This window comes from Rothia similimucilaginosa, from assembly GCF_029850985.2.
In the GTDB taxonomy this organism is placed as follows: domain Bacteria; phylum Actinomycetota; class Actinomycetes; order Actinomycetales; family Micrococcaceae; genus Rothia.
The window spans coordinates 1899194-1919653 of record NZ_CM138149.1 but is presented as its reverse complement, the minus strand read 5'-3'; the positions used below and the strand labels follow the sequence as shown (position 1 = coordinate 1919653).

Annotated in this window: 12 protein-coding genes; 10 read left to right on the top strand and 2 right to left on the bottom strand. The window is 56.4% G+C overall.

What is annotated here, in order from left to right; genetic code table 11:
• Window positions 1–41 precede the first annotated feature (41 nt).
• The 10 genes from QFX07_RS07855 to QFX07_RS07810 all read left to right on the top strand — a co-directional run bounded on the left by QFX07_RS07855 (window position 42) and on the right by QFX07_RS07810 (window position 16602).
• Window positions 42–1037, top strand: a complete 996-nt coding sequence (locus QFX07_RS07855) for an ABC transporter permease (protein ID WP_070629231.1) — start codon at window positions 42–44, stop codon at window positions 1035–1037.
• On the top strand, window positions 1034–2035 hold the full coding sequence (locus QFX07_RS07850) for an ABC transporter permease (protein ID WP_279755005.1): 1002 nt from the start codon (window positions 1034–1036) through the stop codon (window positions 2033–2035). Before QFX07_RS07855 ends, QFX07_RS07850 begins: the two co-directional genes overlap by 4 nt.
• Complete coding sequence (locus tag QFX07_RS07845) at window positions 2035–4128, top strand: ABC transporter ATP-binding protein (protein ID WP_279755006.1); 2094 nt, start codon at window positions 2035–2037, stop codon at window positions 4126–4128. The genes QFX07_RS07850 and QFX07_RS07845 overlap by 1 nt, the downstream gene beginning before the upstream one ends.
• A 429-nt stretch (window positions 4129–4557) precedes the next feature.
• Complete coding sequence (locus QFX07_RS07840; RefSeq protein ID WP_279755007.1) at window positions 4558–4824, top strand: hypothetical protein; 267 nt, start codon at window positions 4558–4560, stop codon at window positions 4822–4824.
• Between the two features lie 12 nt (window positions 4825–4836).
• Window positions 4837–6258, top strand: a complete 1422-nt coding sequence (locus tag QFX07_RS07835; RefSeq protein WP_279755008.1) for an ABC transporter family substrate-binding protein — start codon at window positions 4837–4839, stop codon at window positions 6256–6258.
• A gap of 359 nt (window positions 6259–6617) precedes the next feature.
• Window positions 6618–8348 (top strand): ABC transporter family substrate-binding protein, encoded by a 1731-nt coding sequence (locus QFX07_RS07830; RefSeq protein ID WP_279755009.1) that lies wholly within the window; start codon window positions 6618–6620, stop codon window positions 8346–8348.
• 408 nt (window positions 8349–8756) lie between these two features.
• Window positions 8757–10457, top strand: coding sequence for an ABC transporter family substrate-binding protein (locus QFX07_RS07825; protein ID WP_279741437.1), 1701 nt, complete (start codon window positions 8757–8759; stop codon window positions 10455–10457).
• 444 nt (window positions 10458–10901) lie between these two features.
• A complete protein-coding gene (locus QFX07_RS07820) occupies window positions 10902–12611 on the top strand; it encodes an ABC transporter family substrate-binding protein (RefSeq protein WP_279741436.1) in 1710 nt (569 codons plus the stop codon).
• A gap of 331 nt (window positions 12612–12942) precedes the next feature.
• Window positions 12943–14643, top strand: a complete 1701-nt coding sequence (locus QFX07_RS07815) for an ABC transporter family substrate-binding protein (RefSeq protein WP_279741434.1) — start codon at window positions 12943–12945, stop codon at window positions 14641–14643.
• 255 nt (window positions 14644–14898) lie between these two features.
• Window positions 14899–16602 carry an ABC transporter family substrate-binding protein gene (locus tag QFX07_RS07810; protein WP_279755010.1) on the top strand — a complete coding sequence of 568 codons (1704 nt, stop codon included), beginning with the start codon at window positions 14899–14901 and terminating at the stop codon, window positions 16600–16602.
• Between the two features lie 182 nt (window positions 16603–16784).
• On the opposite strand, the gene QFX07_RS07805 is transcribed toward QFX07_RS07810, so the two are convergent.
• Window positions 16785–17813 (bottom strand): dihydrodipicolinate synthase, encoded by a 1029-nt coding sequence (locus QFX07_RS07805; protein WP_314066256.1) that lies wholly within the window; start codon window positions 17811–17813, stop codon window positions 16785–16787.
• A 213-nt stretch (window positions 17814–18026) separates the two neighbouring features.
• Window positions 18027–20072, bottom strand: a complete 2046-nt coding sequence (locus QFX07_RS07800; protein WP_279755012.1) for a glucose PTS transporter subunit IIA — start codon at window positions 20070–20072, stop codon at window positions 18027–18029.
• Window positions 20073–20460: the final 388 nt, after the last annotated feature.

The window sequence follows — 20460 nt, the reverse complement described above, 5'->3', positions numbered from 1 at the left end:
GCCAATGACACCGACATCTACACAAGGAGGGGAACCGTCCCATGTTTAGGTACATCCTCCAGCGATCGCTGACGTACCTCGTCATGGTCTTTATTACGACCACGATGGGTTACTTTGCAGCGGTTACTGCTCTGAAGCCTGCCCTCTTGGAGCAGGAAAAGGTTCCGAAGCCTAGCCCTGAGCAGGTGAACCGTAACTTCGCGTCCCTGGGTCTCGATCCCGAAATGAACCCCTGGGACCGCTACGTTCAGTGGCTGACCAATGTGGTCACCAAGTTCGATTGGGGCCGTAGCCCCAACGGCGCGTACATTAACCAGGAATTTGGCCAGCGCGTGTGGGTTTCCACCCGCCTGCTGCTGGTGGCTACCATTCTCTCGATTGTGATTGGTATTGCCCTGGGTGTGTACTCGGCAGCTCGCCAGTACAAATTCTCTGACCGTGTTATCACCGGTTACTCCTACCTGGTCTACATCATCCCCGCTCCCGTTGCATACTTCGTGGTGCAGCAGGGTGCGACCACTATCAACAACATCGCCGTTGCTAATGGTGGAGAGAAGATTTTCTTCGTGACCGGTATTTCGACTCCGGGTCTGACTGGATTCTGGGAAATCACAATCGATATGGCGGCGCACTATATCGTGCCGACCTTCTGTATGACCATCTTCGGTTGGGCTGGTTACCAGATTGCACAGCGTCAGTACCTGCTCGATAACGTGAACGCTGACTTCGTGCGAACCGCTCGTGCTAAGGGTCTGACCCGTAACCAGGCGATTACTCGCCACGCACTGCGCGTCTCCTTCATCCCCGTGGCACAGTCCATCGCGTACCAGATTCCGCTGATTTTTGCGGGTGCATTCTTCGCCGAGACCGTCTTTGCATGGCCCGGTATCGGTAAGTGGTCGATTGACTCCATTTCCTCGCAGGACGTGAACGCTGCGACCGTGACCCTTGCGTACGGTTCTGCACTGTTCGCCGTCGGTGCGATTATCGCTGATATCGCTACCACCATCGTCGACCCCCGAGTGAGGATCTCATGAGCCAGGTAACTGCAACTTCCTCCGTACCGGTGGTACAGGAGAACGGTGACTTCAAGGTCATCAACAAGAGCGTTATTATTCTGCGCCGCTTCCTGCGTAACAAGGCTGCAGTCTTCGGCCTGTCCGTGTTCATCGGCATGGGTCTGTTCGGCCTGTTCGGTAAGTACCTGACCAAGTACAAGCCCAACGACATTGACTACATGGCGCTGGGTGAAGGCCCCTCGGCTGACCACTGGTTTGGTACCACCATTGCGGGTAACGACGTGTTCGCCATGATGGTTGAGGCCGTCTGGACCTCTCTCGAAATTGGTGTGATCGTTGGTTTGGTCACCGTGTTCATCTCCGCAGTCTACGGCTGTGTGATGGCGTACTTCGGCGGCTGGATCGACAAGATCATGCTGTTCATCCTTGAGACCCTGATCATGGTTCCCTCGCTGCTGATTCTGGCAATTCTGATTAACGGTCAGGTTGGTAAGCAGATTCAGAAGAGTGTTCCCACCTGGATTCTGCTCTCTGCAGTGCTGATTACCTTCGGCTGGATGGGTAGCGCTCGTGTTATTCGTGCAATGGCGCAGTCCCTCATCAACCGCGACTTCGTGAAGGCTGCACGCTACATGGGTGTGCACCCCTTTAAGATTGTGATGCGCCACCTGGTTCCGAACATCGGCTCTCTGCTAGTTCTGAACTTTACCAGCGGCATCATGAGCGCTGTGCTCTCTGAGGTTGCCTACTCCTTCATCGGCATCGGTATTAAGTACCCCAACTACTCGCTGGGCTCGCTGATTTCGGATGCTTCGCAACAGATTAACACCCTGCCGCACATGTTCTGGTTCCCGGTTCTGTTCTTCTTCCTGCTGGTTGGTCCGCTGGCCCTCATGAACGACGGTCTGCGTGACGCATTCGACCCGACCTCCATGTCTGTCGGTAAGATCAAGAAGTCCAAGAAGAGCGAGAAGGCAGAGGCACCTGCCGCCGCTGCAAAGGAGGCGAAGAACTAATGAGTACCTCTCCCGTTCTGAGCGTTAAGGACCTCAACGTCCGCTTCAACACTGAGAATGGCATCGTGCATGCTGTTCGCGGTGTGAACTTTGACCTGTACCCCGGTAAGACCCTGGGTATTGTGGGTGAATCCGGTTCCGGTAAGTCCGTTGCCTCCATGGCAATCATGGGCCTGCACCCGACTACCGCTGATATCACCGGCTCGGTCAAGTACAACGGCACCGAACTGCTGGGCTTGAGCGATAAGGAAATGTGCGCATACCGCGGCAAGGAGATCTCTATGATCTTCCAGGATCCGCTGTCCTCGCTGACCCCCGTGTACACCATTGGTGATCAGATTGCTGAGGTGCTCAAGGTCCACAACAAGGGCATGAGCAAGCAGGCTATCAAGGATCGTTCCATCGAACTGATGCGTATGGTGGGTATTCCCTCCCCGGCTGACCGCCTGCGTTCCTTCCCGCACGAGTTCTCTGGTGGTATGCGTCAGCGCATCATGATCGCTATGGCGATTGCGAATGACCCCCGCGTGCTCATCGCCGATGAGCCCACCACCGCACTGGATGTGACCATCCAGGCTCAGGTGCTGGAGGTTATGCAGAAGGCTCAGGATGAGACCGGCGCAGCAACCATCATGATTACTCACGACCTTGGTGTTGTGGCTGGTATGGCTGACGACATTCTGGTGATGTATGCCGGTAAGCCGGTGGAGATTGCGAAGGCAGAGGACCTGTACAAGTATCCCTCCCACCCGTACACCATCGGTCTGCTGGGTGCGGTCCCGCGTGTGGACCGTTCCGAGAAGGTCTCCCTGGTGCCGATTGAGGGTACCCCTCCGAACCTGATTAACCCGGTGACCGCGTGCTCTTTCCGCCCGCGTTGCCCCATCGCTAAGAGCGGTGGCCAGTGCTGCCAGGACTCCAACGGCGAGCCCGATCTGCAGCTGCTGGAAGGCGTTGGCGAGGGCCACTACTCATCCTGCACCATCTCTCAGGATCTGGTTGGTAAGACCGCTGAGGAGCTGTACCCGGTTCCTGAGCCCCCGGTATCGAAGTACGACGGTATTCCGCGTGAGGAGCGTGCCCCCGTCCTGGAGGTTCGCAACCTCAAGAAGCACTTCCCGCTCATGAAGGGTGCGCTGATTAAGCGCCGCGTGGGCACTGTGAAGGGTGTGAACGGCCTGTCCTTCGACATCCGTGAGGGCGAGTGCTTCTCCATCGTGGGTGAGTCCGGTTGTGGTAAGACCACAACCCTGCTGGAAATCATGGAGTTCAATAAGAACACCGACGGTGAGATTCTGATTAACGGAACCTCCACCAAGGACGGCAAGTCCGCAGGTGAGATTCTTGAGCTGCGTAAGCACCAGCAGATGGTTTTCCAGGACCCCACCGGTGCTCTCGATCCGCGCTTCACCGTTTATGAGGTGCTTGCCGAGCCGCTGGAAAACCAGGGCATGAACAAGGCAGACATCAAGAAGCGCGTTATCGAACTGATGCATATTGTGGGTCTGCAGCCTGACCACGTGAACCGCTTCCCGAACCAGTTCTCTGGCGGTCAGCGTCAGCGCATCGGTATTGCTCGTGCGCTTGCCGTGAACCCCAAGCTTGTGGTTCTGGATGAGCCGGTGTCCGCACTGGACGTGTCCGTCCAGGCTGGCGTGATCAACCTGCTGGAAGAGCTGCGCGCAAACCTGGGCCTGAGCTACCTGATGGTTGCTCACGACCTCGCGGTGATTCGCCACGCATCCGACCGCGTTGCAGTGATGTACCTGGGTCGTATTGTTGAGATTGGTGACGTCGACCAGGTGTTCGACAACCCGATCCACCCGTACACCCGTGCACTGCTCTCGGCGATTCCGGTTCCGGATCCCGAGATTGAGGCTAAGCGCCACCGCATCATGCTTGAGGGCGACCTGCCCACTCCGGTGAACGCGCCTAAGGGCTGTGGCTTCTCGAGCCGTTGCCCGGTCTTCAAGCTCCTGCCTGAGGACAAGAAGCGTCGTTGCTTGGAGGAGATGCCGGAACTGACCCACGTTGAGGGTGAGGATCACGGTTATGCTTGCTACTACCCTGAGGCTGAGGCCGCTACGGTGTAGCTCTAGAGTCGGCTGAATAAGTCGCATGTGTGCCGAGGGGCGAATATTCGTTGAATATTCGCCCCTCGGGTTTTTAATGCCCGGTACTGGTTAGGCGCGTGCAGCTTGAGATTGTCACCTGGTGAGACTGTGGGAGTCTCAGAATGTGGTGCTAGGCACTGAAACCAGCAAGAAAATAGGAAAAACCGCACTGATTAGGCGTAACCTTTCTCACCATTCAAGATATGAATATTTATAGGCGAGCTTCTATACCGCAGGTAAGCCATAATTAAGCCTGTGGGTGCGCCGCTAGGGGCGTACCTCAAGGAACACATTCATAGACCGGCACTAATTCATCGCTCACCGCACCCTATTGCGGCGTATGAGCAGGGAACCCTTGACGCTTTCCTGCAGGATTATTGAGGGTCAAACGTATAAGAGGACACTCTCATGGAGAAGAATTTCATCCTGAACCGTCGTACCGTTCTCGGTGGCGCTGCAGCACTGGGTACCGTGGGCGTACTGGCTGCGTGCGGCTCGTCCAAGAACTCCAAGGCAACCACCCAGGGTGCAACCGTGGGTACCGATGCCAAGGAGCTTTATGACCTTGCTGAGGCTGCTGTTTCTGAGCTGAAGGATGGCGGCACTCTGCGCCTGGCTATTCCGGGTATTGGTCCGGACTTCAACCTTTTCAGTGCGGACGGTAACTCCCTGTAGACCCAGACCGCTATGAGCCCCGTGGCTTACGCCGGCCTGTGGCAGGGTGACCCCATGGGTAAGCGCACTTTGGCTCCCGAGTTTGCGAAGAGCTTCGATGTCGCCGAAGAAAACGGGCTGCCCGTCGTCTCCATTGAGCTGAACCCCGAGGCTAAGTTCAACGATGGTACCCCCATCGACTACAAGGCTCTGCAGGCTACCTGGAACATCCTTAAGAGCACCGATGGTGACTACAAGGTCGCAAGCAGCGGCATCTACAGCAGCATTGCTTCCGTGGAGCGCAACGGTGATGACTTCAAGGTGAAGGTAACTTTCTCCGCACCTTACTACCCGCTGGAGACCCTCTTCGCTGGCATTGTGCACCCGGCTCTGCTGGATAAGGAACTCTTCAACAATGGTTTCGTTGACAAGCCGCACCCCGAGTACTGGGTTGGCCCCTTCACCATTGCTGAAGGTGGTTGGAACTCGACCGAGAAGACCCTGACCCTGACCCGCAACGAGAAGTGGTGGGGTGAGAAGCCCGTCCTGGAGCGTATTGTCTTCCGCCAGATGGATACTGCTGCTGAGCGCGCAGCGTTCAAGAACGATGAGATTGATGCGATTGGTGCTACCACTGCTTCCGCATACAAGGAGCTCAAGGACGTTGCTAATACCGAGATTCGCCGAGGCGCCCGTCTGTTCTCCGGTGGCGTGACTATGAACCCCGCCCGCATGCAGGATGTTGCTCTGCGTCGTGCTGTGGTTGTTGGTCTGAACCGTGAGGCTCTCGCCAAGGTTCGTTTCCAGGGCCTGGATTACGAAGAGAAGCTCCCCAACTCGATGATTCACATGCCCTTCACCGAGTACTACCAGGACGACTACCCGACCCCGAACAACGATGCTGCTGCTGCATCCAAGATTCTGGAAGATGCAGGCTACACCAAGAACGGTGAGTTCTACGAGAAGGACGGCAAGCAGGCTGCCTTCAAGTTCTCCATCTTCGGTGAGGATCCCACCTCCAAGGCTGTCGGTCAGACCCTGGTTCAGCAGCTGAAGTCCGTAGGCATTAATGCTGAGCTCGACTCCCGTGCTGTTAGCGAGTTCAACAAGACCATGGCCTCTAAGGATTACGACGCAACCTCCTCCGGTTTTGCTCCAACCTCCCCGGATGCTACCGAGGCTACCGAGCAGTTCTACATGCGTCGTAAGCCCGAGGAAGCCGGTTCCGATGAGATCAATGAGATGATTGCAAAGATGAAGCTCATTGCTGACGACAAGGAACGCAACCAGGCTTGCAACGAGATCGAGAAGAAGCACCTGGCTGAGTTCGCAGTGCTGATTCCGCTCATCAACGGCCCCGAGTACAAGTTCGTGAAGAAGGGTCTGCGCAACTACGGCGTGGCCCTCTTCCAGGGCATCGGTACTCACTGGGAGAAGGTCGGTTGGGCTAAGTAAGTCCTCATCCCTTCACCTACTAGGTGGATAGCCTAGAGCTATTGAAAGTGTCCACCCGGATCATCCGGGTGGACACTTTTTGTATTTCCGAAAGGGATCTTTGAGCGCTTTTGTATATCGATGTAGGGGAGCGGTGGTATAGCTATCCAGTAAAATCTGAAAAATTCGCACAAAATCAGCGTATTTGTGGTATTAATATTCAAAAAACACAATAAATATTAAGAGATATTGTGAAAATGCTTAGTTTTCGCTCCCGAAGTGCGCTACAGTGGGTTTATACAAATTTATGCAGTACTCTGTATAAATAATCATTACTCAGGGATACACCCACCCGCACAGGACAGAAGGAAACAACTCCCATGACCGCCAACACCGCATACACCGCGAGTAGCCACGAAGTGACTAAGAACAGCTTCAGCCGCCGCGCCCTCATTGGCGGCACTGCGGCTCTGGGGGCTGTAGGTCTGCTCAGCGCCTGCGGCAACGGCAGTGCAAGCTCTGAAAAGACCAAGGCTGCCGGCGCCGGTGCCAATATAGAAGACCTCTACAACATCAACGCTCAGGACGTGAATAGCCTGAAGAAGGGCGGCATCCTACGCCTGCCCGCAGGATCTATTGGTCCGAACTTCAACTTCTACACCCAGAGCGGTAACACCAGCGATAACCTCAACGTTATGAGCACCATCAGCCAGGCTGGCATGTGGAACCTCGACTGTGACGGCACCTACAAGCTAAACACCGACTTCGCTGCCTCCTTCGAGCGCAGCAAGAAGGGTGACAAGATTCAGGTTGCCGTCAAGCTCAATCCCAAGGCTGTCTTTAACGATGGCACCCCCATCACCTACAAGGCACTCCAGTCCACCTGGAATATCTTTAAGAGCCTGGATAATGGCTACAATATTGTCTCCAGCGGCATCTACGAATTCGTTGAATCCATAGAAAAGGGCGAAGACGACTACAGTGCAACCGTCACCTTCTCCAAGCCCTTCTATCCGCTGCAGAGCCTCTTCTCTGAGATTCTGCACCCCGCACTGGAAGATGTTGAGCTCTTCAATAACGGCTTTGTGGATGCGCCCCACCCCGAGTACTGGGCTGGCCCCTTTACTCTGGCGGATAAGGGCTGGGACTCCACCGCGAAGACCTTCAGTGTCGTGCCCAATGACAAGTGGTGGGGTACGAAGCCTCTGCTGGACAAGATTGTCTTTACCCAGATGGAGTCCAGTGCTGCACGTGCCGCGTTCAAGAATGACGAAATTGACGCTATCGGTGCAAGCACCTCCTCCACCTATGCCGAGGTGAAGAACATTGCGGGTACCGAACTGCGTAAGGGCACCCGCCTCTACGCTGGTGGCCTGGATATCAATCCCCGCCGCGTCAAGGATGCTGCCCTGCGTAAGGCAATCTTCGTCGGCACCAACCGTGAAGCACTCGCAAAGATTCAGTTCCAGGGTCTTCCCTACGAGGAGACTATCCCCGGTTCGATGATTCACATGCCCTTCTCGCCCTACTATCAGGATTCTTACCCGACCCCGAATAATAGCGTTTCGGAGGCGCAGAAGATTCTGGAAGCCGCCGGCTACACCAAGAACGGCGACTACTACGAGAAGGACGGCACGAAGGCCGGCTGCGCCGTGGTGGTCTTCGGTGACGATCCGACCACCAAGGGTAAGGCTCAGACCTTTACTCAGCAGATGAAGGATGTCGGCATTGAGATTCGGATCGATCAGCACGCTGATAGTGAGTTCGCCACCATTCTGGGCAACTGGGACTACGATATTTCCTTCAGTGGCTACTCGGTCTCTGCTGACGCGACCGAGGGTACCAAGCAGTTCTACTACTCCGAGAACAACGAAGGTATCGGCAGCAAGGAAATCGATGCCCTTATCGACGCCATGACACTCATGGAAGACGATAAAGAACGTAACCTCGCCTGCAACGAGATTGAGAAGAAGCACATGGCGGAGTTCGCCTTCCTGGGCACCATTACGAACGGTCCTGACTTTGTGATGGTCAAGAAGAATCTGGCTAACTATGGTCCGCGCCTGTATAAGTCGATGGACTGGGCTGCTGTGGGCTGGATGAACTCCTAGGGGTTCCTACCCTATGAGCGGGTCGAATGCGTATATGCGCGTTCGGCCCGCTTTGCTGTGCCCGCTGACTATTTCTGGAGGTGGGGGAGGGAGTGTCACTCGAAGGGTGGTGGGGTTGTGCCGACATGGATTTAGGTTCGGTGTCTTAGGGTCGGGCGTAATAATTAAGAAATATTTATCGTGGTGCACACTTGTAGTGACGTGTGTGGTGTACACTACTAAAAATATTAAATGTGGCTTAAAACATAGATTTAGGTCACATTATTTTCCATGGCATGACCTGCCCGCCCATCACCGCAGATGGCAGGCGCTCCTGTAAGCGGAAACCCCGCCGCCAGAGCATACGAGCCACCCACTTTACACTGCAAACACTGCATTAGCGCAGTCTACACCCACAAGGAGCCCATCATGAGCCCCCACCCCATCCCCTCCCTCTCCGGATTCAATCCGATCATGAGCCGCCGCGTACTGTTTGGCGGCGCAACCGCCGTCGCTGCTGCCGGCGTACTGAGCGCTTGTGGCTCCTCATCCTCCAAGACCGAGCACAAGGCAAGCGAAACCCCGCTCTACGAAATTAACGAGCAGGACCCCTCGAAGCTCAAGCAGGGCGGTACCCTGAACCTGAGCACCTACTCCCTGGGTCCGGATTTCAACCGCTTCTCCCAGAACGGCTCCAGCACCTCCGTCTCCGAAACCATGGGTGTTATCGCCAGCGCCGGCATCTGGCGCAGCACCTACAAGGGTGAAGATGAGATCGACCCCAACTACTGCCTCGGCTTCGAAGCTAAGGAAGTAGATGGCAAGATTACCGCAGAGGTTCGCCTGAACCCCAAGGCAGTCTTCAATGATGGCACCCCCATCGACATTGAGGCTCTCAAGGCAACTTGGCAGATTCAGCGTGACCCCGAGGGTGAATATAAGATTGCTGCAGCAGGTATCTACGAGTTCATCGAAAGTGTTGAAGCTATCGACGGCGACCGCTACCACGCACGCGTTGTCTTCAAGACTGCACACAACCCCCTCAAGGGTCTGCTCTTCGGCGGAATCCTGCACCCGGCAATGCTTGACGTAAACCTCTTCAATGAAGGCTTCGTGGACAATCCCCACCCCGAGCTCGGTTGCGGCCCCTTCACTCTGGCACCCAACGGCTGGAACTCCTCCGAGAAGACCTTTACCGCTGTGCCCAACGACAAGTGGTGGGGTGAGAAGCCTAAGCTGGACCGGATTGTTGTGCGTGAAATGGCAGATGCTGCAGCTCGCGCCGCTTACAAGAATGGCGAACTGGACGTCGTGGAAGCACGTACCCTCAGCGCCTACAATGAGATGAAGGACGTTGCGAACTCCGAGATCCGCCGCGGTCACCGACTCTTCGCTGGCGGCATGAACCTGAATGCACAGCACATCACTGATGTTGCCGTGCGTAAGGCAATTTTCCTGGGTATCGACCGTGGTGCCCTGGCAAAGATTCGCTTCCAGGGTCTGCCCTACGAAGAAGAAGTTCCCGGCTCGATGCTTCTGATGGGTTCCTCCCAGTACTACCGTGACAACTACCCGGCACGTAACCCGGAGGAAGCACGCAAGGTCCTGGAGAACGCAGGCTACACCAAGTCTGGCGACTTCTACGCGAAGGACGGCAAGACCATCACCCTGAAGCTGACCACCTTCGGTGATGACGCCACCACCAAGGGCCAGGCACAGACCTTCATTCAGAGCATGAAGGAAATCGGCATTAACTTCGAACTCGATTCGCGTGCACAGTCCGAATTTTCGAAGGTTGTTGGTAACCGCGAGTACGACGTAAGCATTTCGGGCTTCGGTGTGGGCTCCGATCCGACCAGTGCTGCCGAGTACTTCTACCACTCCAAGAACTGGAACGGCGTCGGCACCCCCGAAATCGACGCTATGGTCGACGAGATGGTCACCATTCTCGACGACGCTAAGCGCGCCGAGAAGTGCAACGAAATTGAGAAGAAGCACATGAGCGAGGTTTGCCTCTTCGTCCCGTTCCTCAATGGTCCAGACTTTAAGGCATGCCGCCCGAAGCTCGCTAACTACGGTGCGTTCCTCTTCAAGAGTACTGACTGGTCTACGGTCGGCTGGATGGCATAAGCCGCAGTTTTAAGCTCCCCGCCCCTATACGTTTTCGCAGTGTCGTATAGGGGCGGGGGAGCTTTTTCTTTTGGAAGGTGCAGGGGTGCTTTAGCTACCCGTTGATATGCTTTTACCCTGTAATGACTCTCAAAGTATTGGATGTGACACGCTCGCGCGCCAATGCGACATAATATTTCATTTTTTAGTTTTTGCACGCGGCTTCCGCGTGATGATGCGGGTTCAGATGCTGAATCTATGACTTTTAGACAGTGTATAGTTCTTCCAGAGCCTGGACTGTGGTCTGCGTCGCTTCTTTTGGGGGTATACTGTGTTTCAATTACAAAATATGTGGGGGCTCTCACAAAGGTGATGGGCGGGAGCTTCGGCGCTCCCGCAAAAAACGGCGCACAACACGGTGCGCTTATCGAATAGCACCTGAGCCCTCCGGCACGAGGAGAACACATGACTCATCTACGTATTAACCGCCGTACCCTGCTGACCGGCACCGTTGCCCTGGGTACCGTCGGCCTGCTCGCTGCATGCGGTGGTGGCTCTGACAAGAAGATCAGCGGTAAGGCTGCTTCAAGCACCGAGGAAATCGTCAAGAACCTCGAAATCAACAAGCAGGACCGCTCCTCCCTCAAGCAGGGTGGCGATTTCCGCGGTAGCGTCTCCGCAATCGGCCCGAACTTCAACATTCTGACTCAGAGCGGCTACACCACCGAGAACCTCACCGCATTCGGTGGCGCCTGCAACATTCCCTCCGCTATCGGCTTCACCTCCCTGAGCCCTGCTGGCGAATACAGCCTCAACGACGACTATGTCAGCGACTACAAGGCAGAGACCGTTGGTGGCGTGCAGACCATCACTTTCAAGCTCAACTCTAAGGCTGTCTTCAACGACGGCACCCCCGTTGACATTGAGGCAATCCGCGCCGCGTGGACCGTCTACCGCAACCCCGATGACGGCTACAACGTCATCGCAGCTCCCTTCTGGCAGCAGGTGGCGTCCATCGACCCCGTGGATGGCGACAAGACCCGCGTCAAGATCGTTATGTCCAAGCCCCTGTACCCCGCTGAGACCCTCGGCCTGCTCGGTCTGCACCCCGCACTGACCGACAAGGAGCTCTTCAACAACGGCTTCGTGAACAAGCCCATGGATCAGTACTGGTCCGGCCCCTTCAAGATTGGCGAGTGGAACTCTTCGGCTAAGACCCTCACCCTCGTGCCCAACGACAAGTGGTGGGGCGAGAAGCCTCTGCTGGACCGCATTATCTGGCGCGAAATGGGCGACGAAGCAGAGCGCGCAGCGTTCAAGAATGGCGAGCTGGACAGTATCGGCTTTGCTGGCCTGGCAACCTACAACGCTGTCAAGGGTCAGCCCGGTGTTCAGATTCGCTCCGGTCAGAGTGTCGGTGTCGTCAACCTGCAGTTCAATCCGACCCGCGTGACCGACACCGCCCTGCGCCGTGCAGTCTTCGCCGCGGTTGACCGCTCCCAGCTGGCTAAGGTCAAGTTCAGCCAGATCAACTGGGAAGAGCCTCTGACCGGCTCCCTGATTGCTATGCCTTTCCAGAAGGGCTACCAGGACGCTATGCCCACCAACCCCGGTGCCGAGGCTGCGGCAAAGATCCTGGAGGCAGCAGGCTACTCCAAGTCCGGCGACTACTACGCCAAGGACGGCAAGACTGCAGGCTTCTCCATCACCTACTTCGGTTCGGATGCAACCTCCCTGGCTCAGTTCCAGAACCTTGAGCAGCAGCTCAAGGCGGCAGGTATTAAGCTCGAGCAGGATAACCAGCCGCAGTCCCAGTTCAACTCCGTGATGGGCTCCAAGCAGTACGACTGCGCCTTCTCCGGTTGGGGTATTGGTGCTGACCCCGCAGACAGCGTTCAGTACTTCTACACCAGCGAAATCAACGAGGGTGTGGGTGATCCCGAGCTGGATAAGTTCATTGCGTCCATTTACGAGAAGGAATCCCATGATGAGCAGCTGAAGATGGCTGCTGAGGCTGAGAAGCAGCACATGGAGAAGGTTGCTATTTACTTCCCCTACGGCAACGGTCCCAGCTACGCAGCTGTGAAGGAGAAGCTGGCTAACTACGGTCCTTCCCTCTTCGCAACCAGCTACGCCGACCCCAAGCGCTGGGTCAATGTGGGTTGGCAGAACTAAAGCCACAGGTTAATTTTCTGGATTTCTATCCGGGGGTTTCTGAATTTTCGGAGGCGCCGGCATAAGACTCCGGAAGGGTAAAGTCCCGCGGTATTCCGCCTCAGAGGTGGGGTACTGCGGGGCTTTTCTGTGTTTTTGAAGGGTGGTTTTGTGGTGGGGTGGTTTCGGGGATTGACTGAAATATTTCCCTGGAATGGTGAACTGGGTCATATTGTGTGGGAAATGTGTGTATACTGTTGCCAATGCAAAATGTGTGTGCTGTCACAAAGGTGTGCGGGTTGTGTTCCCCCGCGTACAGCAAAGCAGCATCCCACCTAACTGAGGAAAACTAATGACCACTTTCACTCTCAACCGTCGTACCCTGCTCACCGGCACCGTTGCCCTGGGTACCGTCGGCCTGCTCGCAGCCTGCGGCGGCAACTCCGCCAAGAACGAAAGCAACGCTCTCTCCGCTGGCGACGACCTTTCCAAGGCAGTCTCCTACAACGAGAAGGACCGCTCCGCCCTCAAGGATGGCGGCGAGCTGCGACTGAGCGCAGACGGCATTGGCCCGAACTTTAACATCCTCAACACCAACGGCTACACCGCAGGTAACCTAAATATTCAGGCGGCAATTAACTCCTCATTCACTGGCGGCTACTACTCCGACTTCCGCGGTGAAGGCCACATGAACGAGGACTACGTCACCGAATACAAGGCTCAGACCGTTGACGGCGTGCAGACCGTCACCTTCAAGATCAACCCCAAGGCAGTCTTCAACGACGGCACCCCCATCGACGTGAACGCCGTCAAGAGCTACCAGACCATCTACACCGCCGCGGCATCCGGTTCGGACTACCAGATCACCCCCTCGCCCATCTGGGAACAGGTCGCAAGCGTCGAGGCTGTGGACGGCGATACCCGCCACGTGAAGGTCACCATGTCCAAGCCCTGGTACCCCATCGAAGGCAGCTTCACCTCGTTCCTGCACCCGGCATTCGCCGACCCCAAGTTCTTCAACGACGGCCTGAACGACAAGCCCCTCGACCAGTACTGGGCAGGTCCCTTCAAGGTCGGCGAGTGGAACTCCTCCTCCAAGGTGCTCACCGTCGTCCGCAACGAGAAGTGGTGGGGCACCAAGCCTCTGCTTGAGCGTATTATCTGGCGTGAAATGAGCTCCCAGGCAGAGCAGGCAGCATTCAAGAACAACGAAATCGACTACGCTGACGCAAGCACCCTCAGCTCCTACAATGAGCTCTCCAGCGTGGCAAACACCGATATCCGCAAGGGTAGCGCACTGGCCGTGGGCAACTACGAAATCAACCCCGAAAAGATGCCCCTGCCCGTACGCCGCGCATTCGTTGCAGCTCTGAACCGTGACCAGCTGCTGAAGCTGCGCTACGAGAAGCTTGGCTGGAAGGAAAACCTGCCCGGCTCCATGTGCATGCTGCCCATGCAGGAAGGCTACCAGGACAACTACCCGACCAAGCTCGGCAAGGACGTAGCTACCAAGATCCTCGAGGATGCAGGCTACACCAAGAATGGCGACTACTACGAGAAGGACGGGGTTAAGGCTTCCTACTCGGTGACCACCTTCGGTACCGACCCGGTCGTCAGCTCCACCGCACAGTTCCTCACCCAGCAGATGAAGGAAATCGGTATTGAGCTGAGCATCGACAACCACGGTGCATCCGAAATGGCAAGCATCATCTCTGCGAAGAACTTCACCATCAAGAGCGGCGGCTACGGCATCACCACCTCCCCGGTGGACGCAGCGAACTACTTCTACATCTCCGCGACCAACAACGGTCACGGTAAGGACCTGGACTCGCTGGCAGCAACCATGATGTCCACCGAGGACCCGAAGGAACAGCTCAAGATCATGAACGAGCTGGAGAAGCGCCACATGGACGAGGTCGCAATCTACGTCCCGACCCACAACGGCCCAAACTTCAAGGCATGCCGTAAGGGCCTGGCGAACTACGGTCCCATGCTCTTCGGTCTGCCCTACTACAACCCGAACGTATGGATCAACGTCGGTTGGGAAAAGTAAAAATCTTAAGCGCTGAGCACAGCTCACACACCCCATAAGGGCAAAAGCGCTACCGCGGCGTGTTACAAAAGGATTAAAACCTTCTGTAGCGCGCCGCTTTTCCATGCCCTAGAGAGTAGCAAGGATATACTTAAAAGCAAATGTGGGCATTCTGCCCACCCCGGCAGAGACTGTCCTCCCGCCGGGTTGGAGTGCTGGCTACGCACCGTTCGCGTACCGACTCCACAACACTGCGAATACTCTAGGAGAAATTCCATGAAGAGCATGTCTGTCTCTCGCCGTACCCTCCTGACCGGCACCGTTGCCCTCGGCACCGTCGGTCTGCTGGCTGCCTGCGGCGGCTCGAAGGAAAAGGTTGGCGGTAGCGCCGCTAGCAACGCTGAAGATATTCTGAAGAACCTTCAGGTCAACAAGCAGGACCGTTCCTCCCTCAAGCAGGGCGGAACCCTGACCCTCGCAGCTACTGCGCTGGGCCCCAACTTCAACCTGCAGACCCAGAGCGGCTATACTTCCAGCAACCTGGATGCGCTGGCACCCTGCAACATCCCCGCTGTTATGGGCTTCTACACTATGAGCCCTGACGGTGAAGGCACCCTCAACCCCGAGTTCTGCCTCGAGCACAAGACCGAAACCGTCAACGGTGTGCAGACCGCGACCTTCAAGATCAACCCCAAGGCTGCCTTCAACGACGGCACCCCCATGGACGTGAAGGCTGTGCAGGCTTGCTGGAAGGTCTACCGCGCAACCACCGACAACCCCTACCACATCACCGACAACACCATGTGGCAGCAGGTTGAAAGCATCGAGGCTGTGGACGGCGACAACTTCCACGTTAAGGTCACCATGAAGACCCCGTACTACCCCTCCGAGGGTCTGTGCGCCTTCGCAATCCACCCCGCACTGGAAGATGTCAACCTCTTCAACGAAGGCTTCGTTGACAAGCCCCTCGACCAGTACTGGGCAGGTCCCTTCAAGATTGGCGAGTGGAACTCCTCCCAGAAGGTTCTCACCCTGGTCAAGAACGACAAGTGGTGGGGCGAGAAGCCGGTCCTGGACCGCATCATCTGGCGTCAGATGGACTCCGAAGCAATCCGTGCAAGCTTCAAGAACGGCGAACTGGACGCGTTCACCTTCATCGGCGCAACCAGCTACAACGCTGTGAAGGGCCAGGCTGGCACCGAGATTCGCCAGAGCCAGAACACCAACGTCAACATCATTCAGCTGAACCCCAAGCGCATCGAGGATCTGGCACTGCGCCGCGCAATCCTTGCTTCTGTGGACCGCGAGCAGATCGCTAAGGCATACTTCTCGCAGCTCGGCTGGACCGAGCCGCTGCCCGGCTCCATCATCGCAATGCCGTTCCAGAAGGGTTACCAGAACAACTACGCTGGTGACACCGGTGCACAGGCAGCTGGCAAGATTCTGGAGGCCGCAGGCTACTCCAAGTCCGGCGACTACTACGCTAAGAACGGCAAGGTTGCTGGCTTCGCTCTGACCTCTTTCGGTTCCGAGGCGGTCTACCAGGCTGTCTACCAGATTCTGGAGCAGCAGCTGAAGTCCGCAGGTATCCGCCTGAGCGCTGACAACCAGCCGCAGTCGAACTCCAACTCCGTGCTCGGCCAGAAGAGCTACGAAGCAATCTTCACCGGTTGGGGCGTTCTGCCCGACCTGGCTTCCTCGGCACCCTACTTCTTCACCACCGAGGTGTTCGGAGTCGGTGACCCCGAAGTTGATAAGCTCATCGAGAAGCTGCAGAACACCGAGAAGGAAGACGAGCGCATCAAGATCGCTAACGAGGCGGAGAAGCTCTACTACGAGAAGGTCGCAGTGTACCTGCCCTACGCAAACGGCCCGATGTACGCCGCTGTCAAGGCTAAGGTCGCGAACTACGGTCCGTCCCTGTTCAAGCAGAGCTACACCAGCGCTGACTACTGGGTCAACGTTGGCTGGCAGGAGTAGAACAGACGGGAGTAATACCCTTTTCGGTAATGCTCTAGTCGTCCTGTAGGACTCGAAATCCCGGGTACTCTCACGAGAGAGTGCCCGGGATTTTCTGTCCCGCTTGTTCTGTGTCCTTTAGCTGGATACATTAGCGGGATATGTAATTACAAAAACTAGGGGAACATCGCCCTAACCGGTTGCTACCACTCGCCCAGGTACAGGGCGCGCTCTTGCAGGTACCTCAACATCTTCGGGTTCTGCCGCAGATAGAAGATGCGGTAAATGCCGCCTCCAGCGACGATGAAAGCCAGCGGGAAACCCAAAATTACGAGCACACGGCTCATATTGGCGGACAGGTCAAAAGGATCACCGCTGGTTGCCACCAGCACAATCCAGAGAGAATAGCCCACGCATGCCAGCAGGGTGCCCCACATGCCGCGTACCAGCCAACTCACGAGCGTCACCGCAATGACCCACGCCAGCGCCAAGGTGAATTGGTGCCGCTCCGCCTGAGCCCATGGGAGCGCCCCCACGTAAATAATTGCGGGGATGCCCAGGTACCCGGGGATATTCAGCGAGGCAAGAATGTTCACACAAAAATAGCCCAAGAAAATAGCGCTCAACGAGGAGGACAGGAACAGGTGCAGGGGAATCATGCCGTCGCCGCTATAGGCTGCGGTCGGGCCCGCGTACACGGTTTCAAACATGAGGGTCAGCGGAGTCATCATGTACTCGATCCAGACGACCAGGGCGAAAGCACCGAAAATGCCCAGAGCCTGCATCAGCGCAATCAGCCGTGAACGCGCATCGTGAGGAATGGTGAAGCTCTGACCCTTCGCCTTGACGCCGCAGAGATGAACGACAGCCACCATTGCCGCGATGCACAGCACCCAGCGCACGAGGACCCCCGGCAGCTCAGGAAGACCTCCATAAGCCCCCGTAGCGGGGTCACCCCAGGCTCCGGGGAGTAGCGTAATAGCATGAGTACCCTCGGGGAGGCTGGTGGAGGAAGCAAGCCGGTGCGGCTCGTAGATAACCCACCACAGAAGGCAGGCTGGAATCAGCGCGGAGAGCTTACGCAACAGAACCGGGAACGGCGCGGACTCGTAAACGAGCGCCTCAAGATTGAGCCGGCGCATCAGCCGCCGAACAGGAGAAAGAGCGCGTAGCTCTTTTTGCTGCTCTTCCCACACCCCGGTATCCCATGTCCTAGTATCAGAAGACATCATCGTACTCCCTATCACTTGAGAACTTCCTTGTTGAGCTTATTCTTACATTAGCAGAAATACCCCCGGCTAGTGCATACGCCCCAGCAAACCCGACCCAAAGAATCAGCACATCAGGAAGCAGAGCATATGAAAAGGGGTGATATAAGGAAAGGGGTGATATAAGGAAAGGGGCCCCACCGTAATGGTGGGGCCCCTTAGAGCCTATATAGCGAACTACTTAGTGGTCACCTTCAGGACAGTGCTCAGGTTCTGGTGAGCAACGCCCGGCAGACCCTTGACCTCAGCAAACTTGCGGGTGTTGGTCACGATAACCGGGGTAATCAGCGGGTAACCCGCCTCCTTGATAACCTCAGGATCGAACTCAATCAGAGCGTCGCCAGCAGCAACAACATCGCCCTTAGCAACCTTCACGCTGAAGCCCTTACCGTCCAGGTTCACGGTATCCAGACCAACGTGAATCAGCAGCTCAATGCCGTTCTCCAGCTTCAGACCCACAGCGTGGCCCGAGGGGTAGGTTGCAGCAACCTTACCGGCAGCGGGAGCAACAACAGTGGTACCGGTCGGCTCAATAGCCACACCCTCGCCCAGCTTGCCAGCAGCGAAAATCGGGTCCGGAACATCAGACAGAGCAACAGCAGTACCCTCAATGGGAGCGTGCAGCTCGATGACCTCACCAGCGGAAGCAGCGGCAGCCGGAGCAGCCTTAGCAGCAACAGCCTCAGCCTTGGGAGCGGGCTCCTCAGTAGTCTCAGCCGCGCGCTCAGCAGCATGCTTCACAGCCTCAGCCTTCGACTCGTAACCGAACAGCAGAACACCGGTCATAGCACCGAAGAACGCAATAGCCAGACCAATCACATACAGGTGAGAGGGCTGCATCGCCGGAATCGACAGCAGCGAGGTGAATGCGAATGCGTGGGACTTAACACCCAGGAAGGAAATGGTAGCGCCACCAATAACAGCGGGAACCAGAATAATCGGAATCACGCGCTTGTAACGGAGCACAACACCGTACAGGGACGGCTCAGAAATACCACCGAGCAGACCGGACATCGACGCACCAACAGCGGTCTGACGCAGCTCGCGGTCGTGCTTAGCCTTGATAGCCACACCGGTGACCAGACCGAACACAGCGAAGTTGTAAGCACCCATGGGGGACTGAATGAAGTCAGTACCCATGGTCTGCAGGTTGTTAATCATGACAGCGTTCAGCGGCCAGTGCAGACCCAGCGGAACCATGAACAGGTACAGGCCAGCAATCAGAGCGCCAACCAGAGCCGGAGCCTGGTCGTTAACCATCTTCAGGAAGTCAGAGATGCCCATAGCCACACCAATACCGATGGGGCCAACCAGGAACGCGGTCACCGGAACCAGAATGATGACCGAAATCATCGGCACGAACACCATCTGCAGCATCGAAGGAATAACCTTCTTCAGGAAGCGCTCGAGCGGAGCCAGCAGAGCAACAGCCAGCAGCGGGGGGAAGACCTGGCCGGTGTAGCTGAATGCGTACAGCGGCAGATCCAGACCGAAGAACGGAACGTTCAGAACCTTGGTGGCGGGGTCAGCAAGAGCAGTCAGATCGGTGAAGGTACCGGTCATCAGCGCAGCGGGGATAGCCGCACCAACCCACATGTTCGCGCCCAGACGCTTAGCAGCGGTAGCACCCAGCATGATGGGCATGAAGTTCAGAACAGACAGCGAAGCAGCCTTCAGGATGTACCAGAAAGCGAACTGCTGCATCCACTGGGTGTTCAGAGCCTTAGCTTCCTCCGGGTCAGCCACACGAGCACCGTTAATGATGTCGATGTTCACGCTCTGACCGGTCAAGTCAGTGTACTGGCCGAAGAAGCCCAGCTGCTGCATGAACACAATCAGGGTCAGAATCATCGAGGTACCCAGAAGTGCCCACAGCAGCGGACGGAAGGAGTCAGACAGAACGTCGAAGACGTTGGTAAGCCAGCCGGACTTCTTGCCCTCAGCCTCAACCTTGGTGTCACCCTCAGCGTGACCAGCCATAGCGGGCAGAGCGTTGATCTCGTTGTACACAGCCTCAACGCGCTCGCCCAGAACAACCTGAGTCTGGCCGGACTGCTCAATCACAGAGAGAACACCGGGCAGGCCCTCAATCTTCTTGTTCTGCACTGCATCGTTGGATACAGGAGTGACACGAAGGCGGGTTGCACAGTGAGTAATGTGCGCGATGTTCTCGGGGCCACCCAGGCCGTCAAGAATCTTCTCGCCAAGTTCGCGGTTATTCACGATACTTCCTTAGATATGCGGTCAATGTCTATACTGTTGCTGCCGGAGGCTGTGCCTACCTGACGTTGCGGTAGCCGAAAAGCCCCGGAAAATACGTTCAGAAAACACAAAAGACCCGAGTCTCTCAATCACCGGAAGCACTACACTCGTGCTCACTATAGAGCTTCGGTACAGCAAATAGAGGGGATTCTCGGCAGGTACATACTGCCGTCCCATACGGTGTTGAGTAACTCAGGTCTTGCCTGCCAAACCAGTAACAACCCTGAAGAAGGTTTCCCTTCTCAAATAGTTCCCTGTAACTCTAAGGGTTTTCCCAGGTTAAGAGCAAGGTGGGAGCAGGGCGGTATCAGAAGCTGTTAAAAGTCCACTCAAGTGATCGCTGAGACAC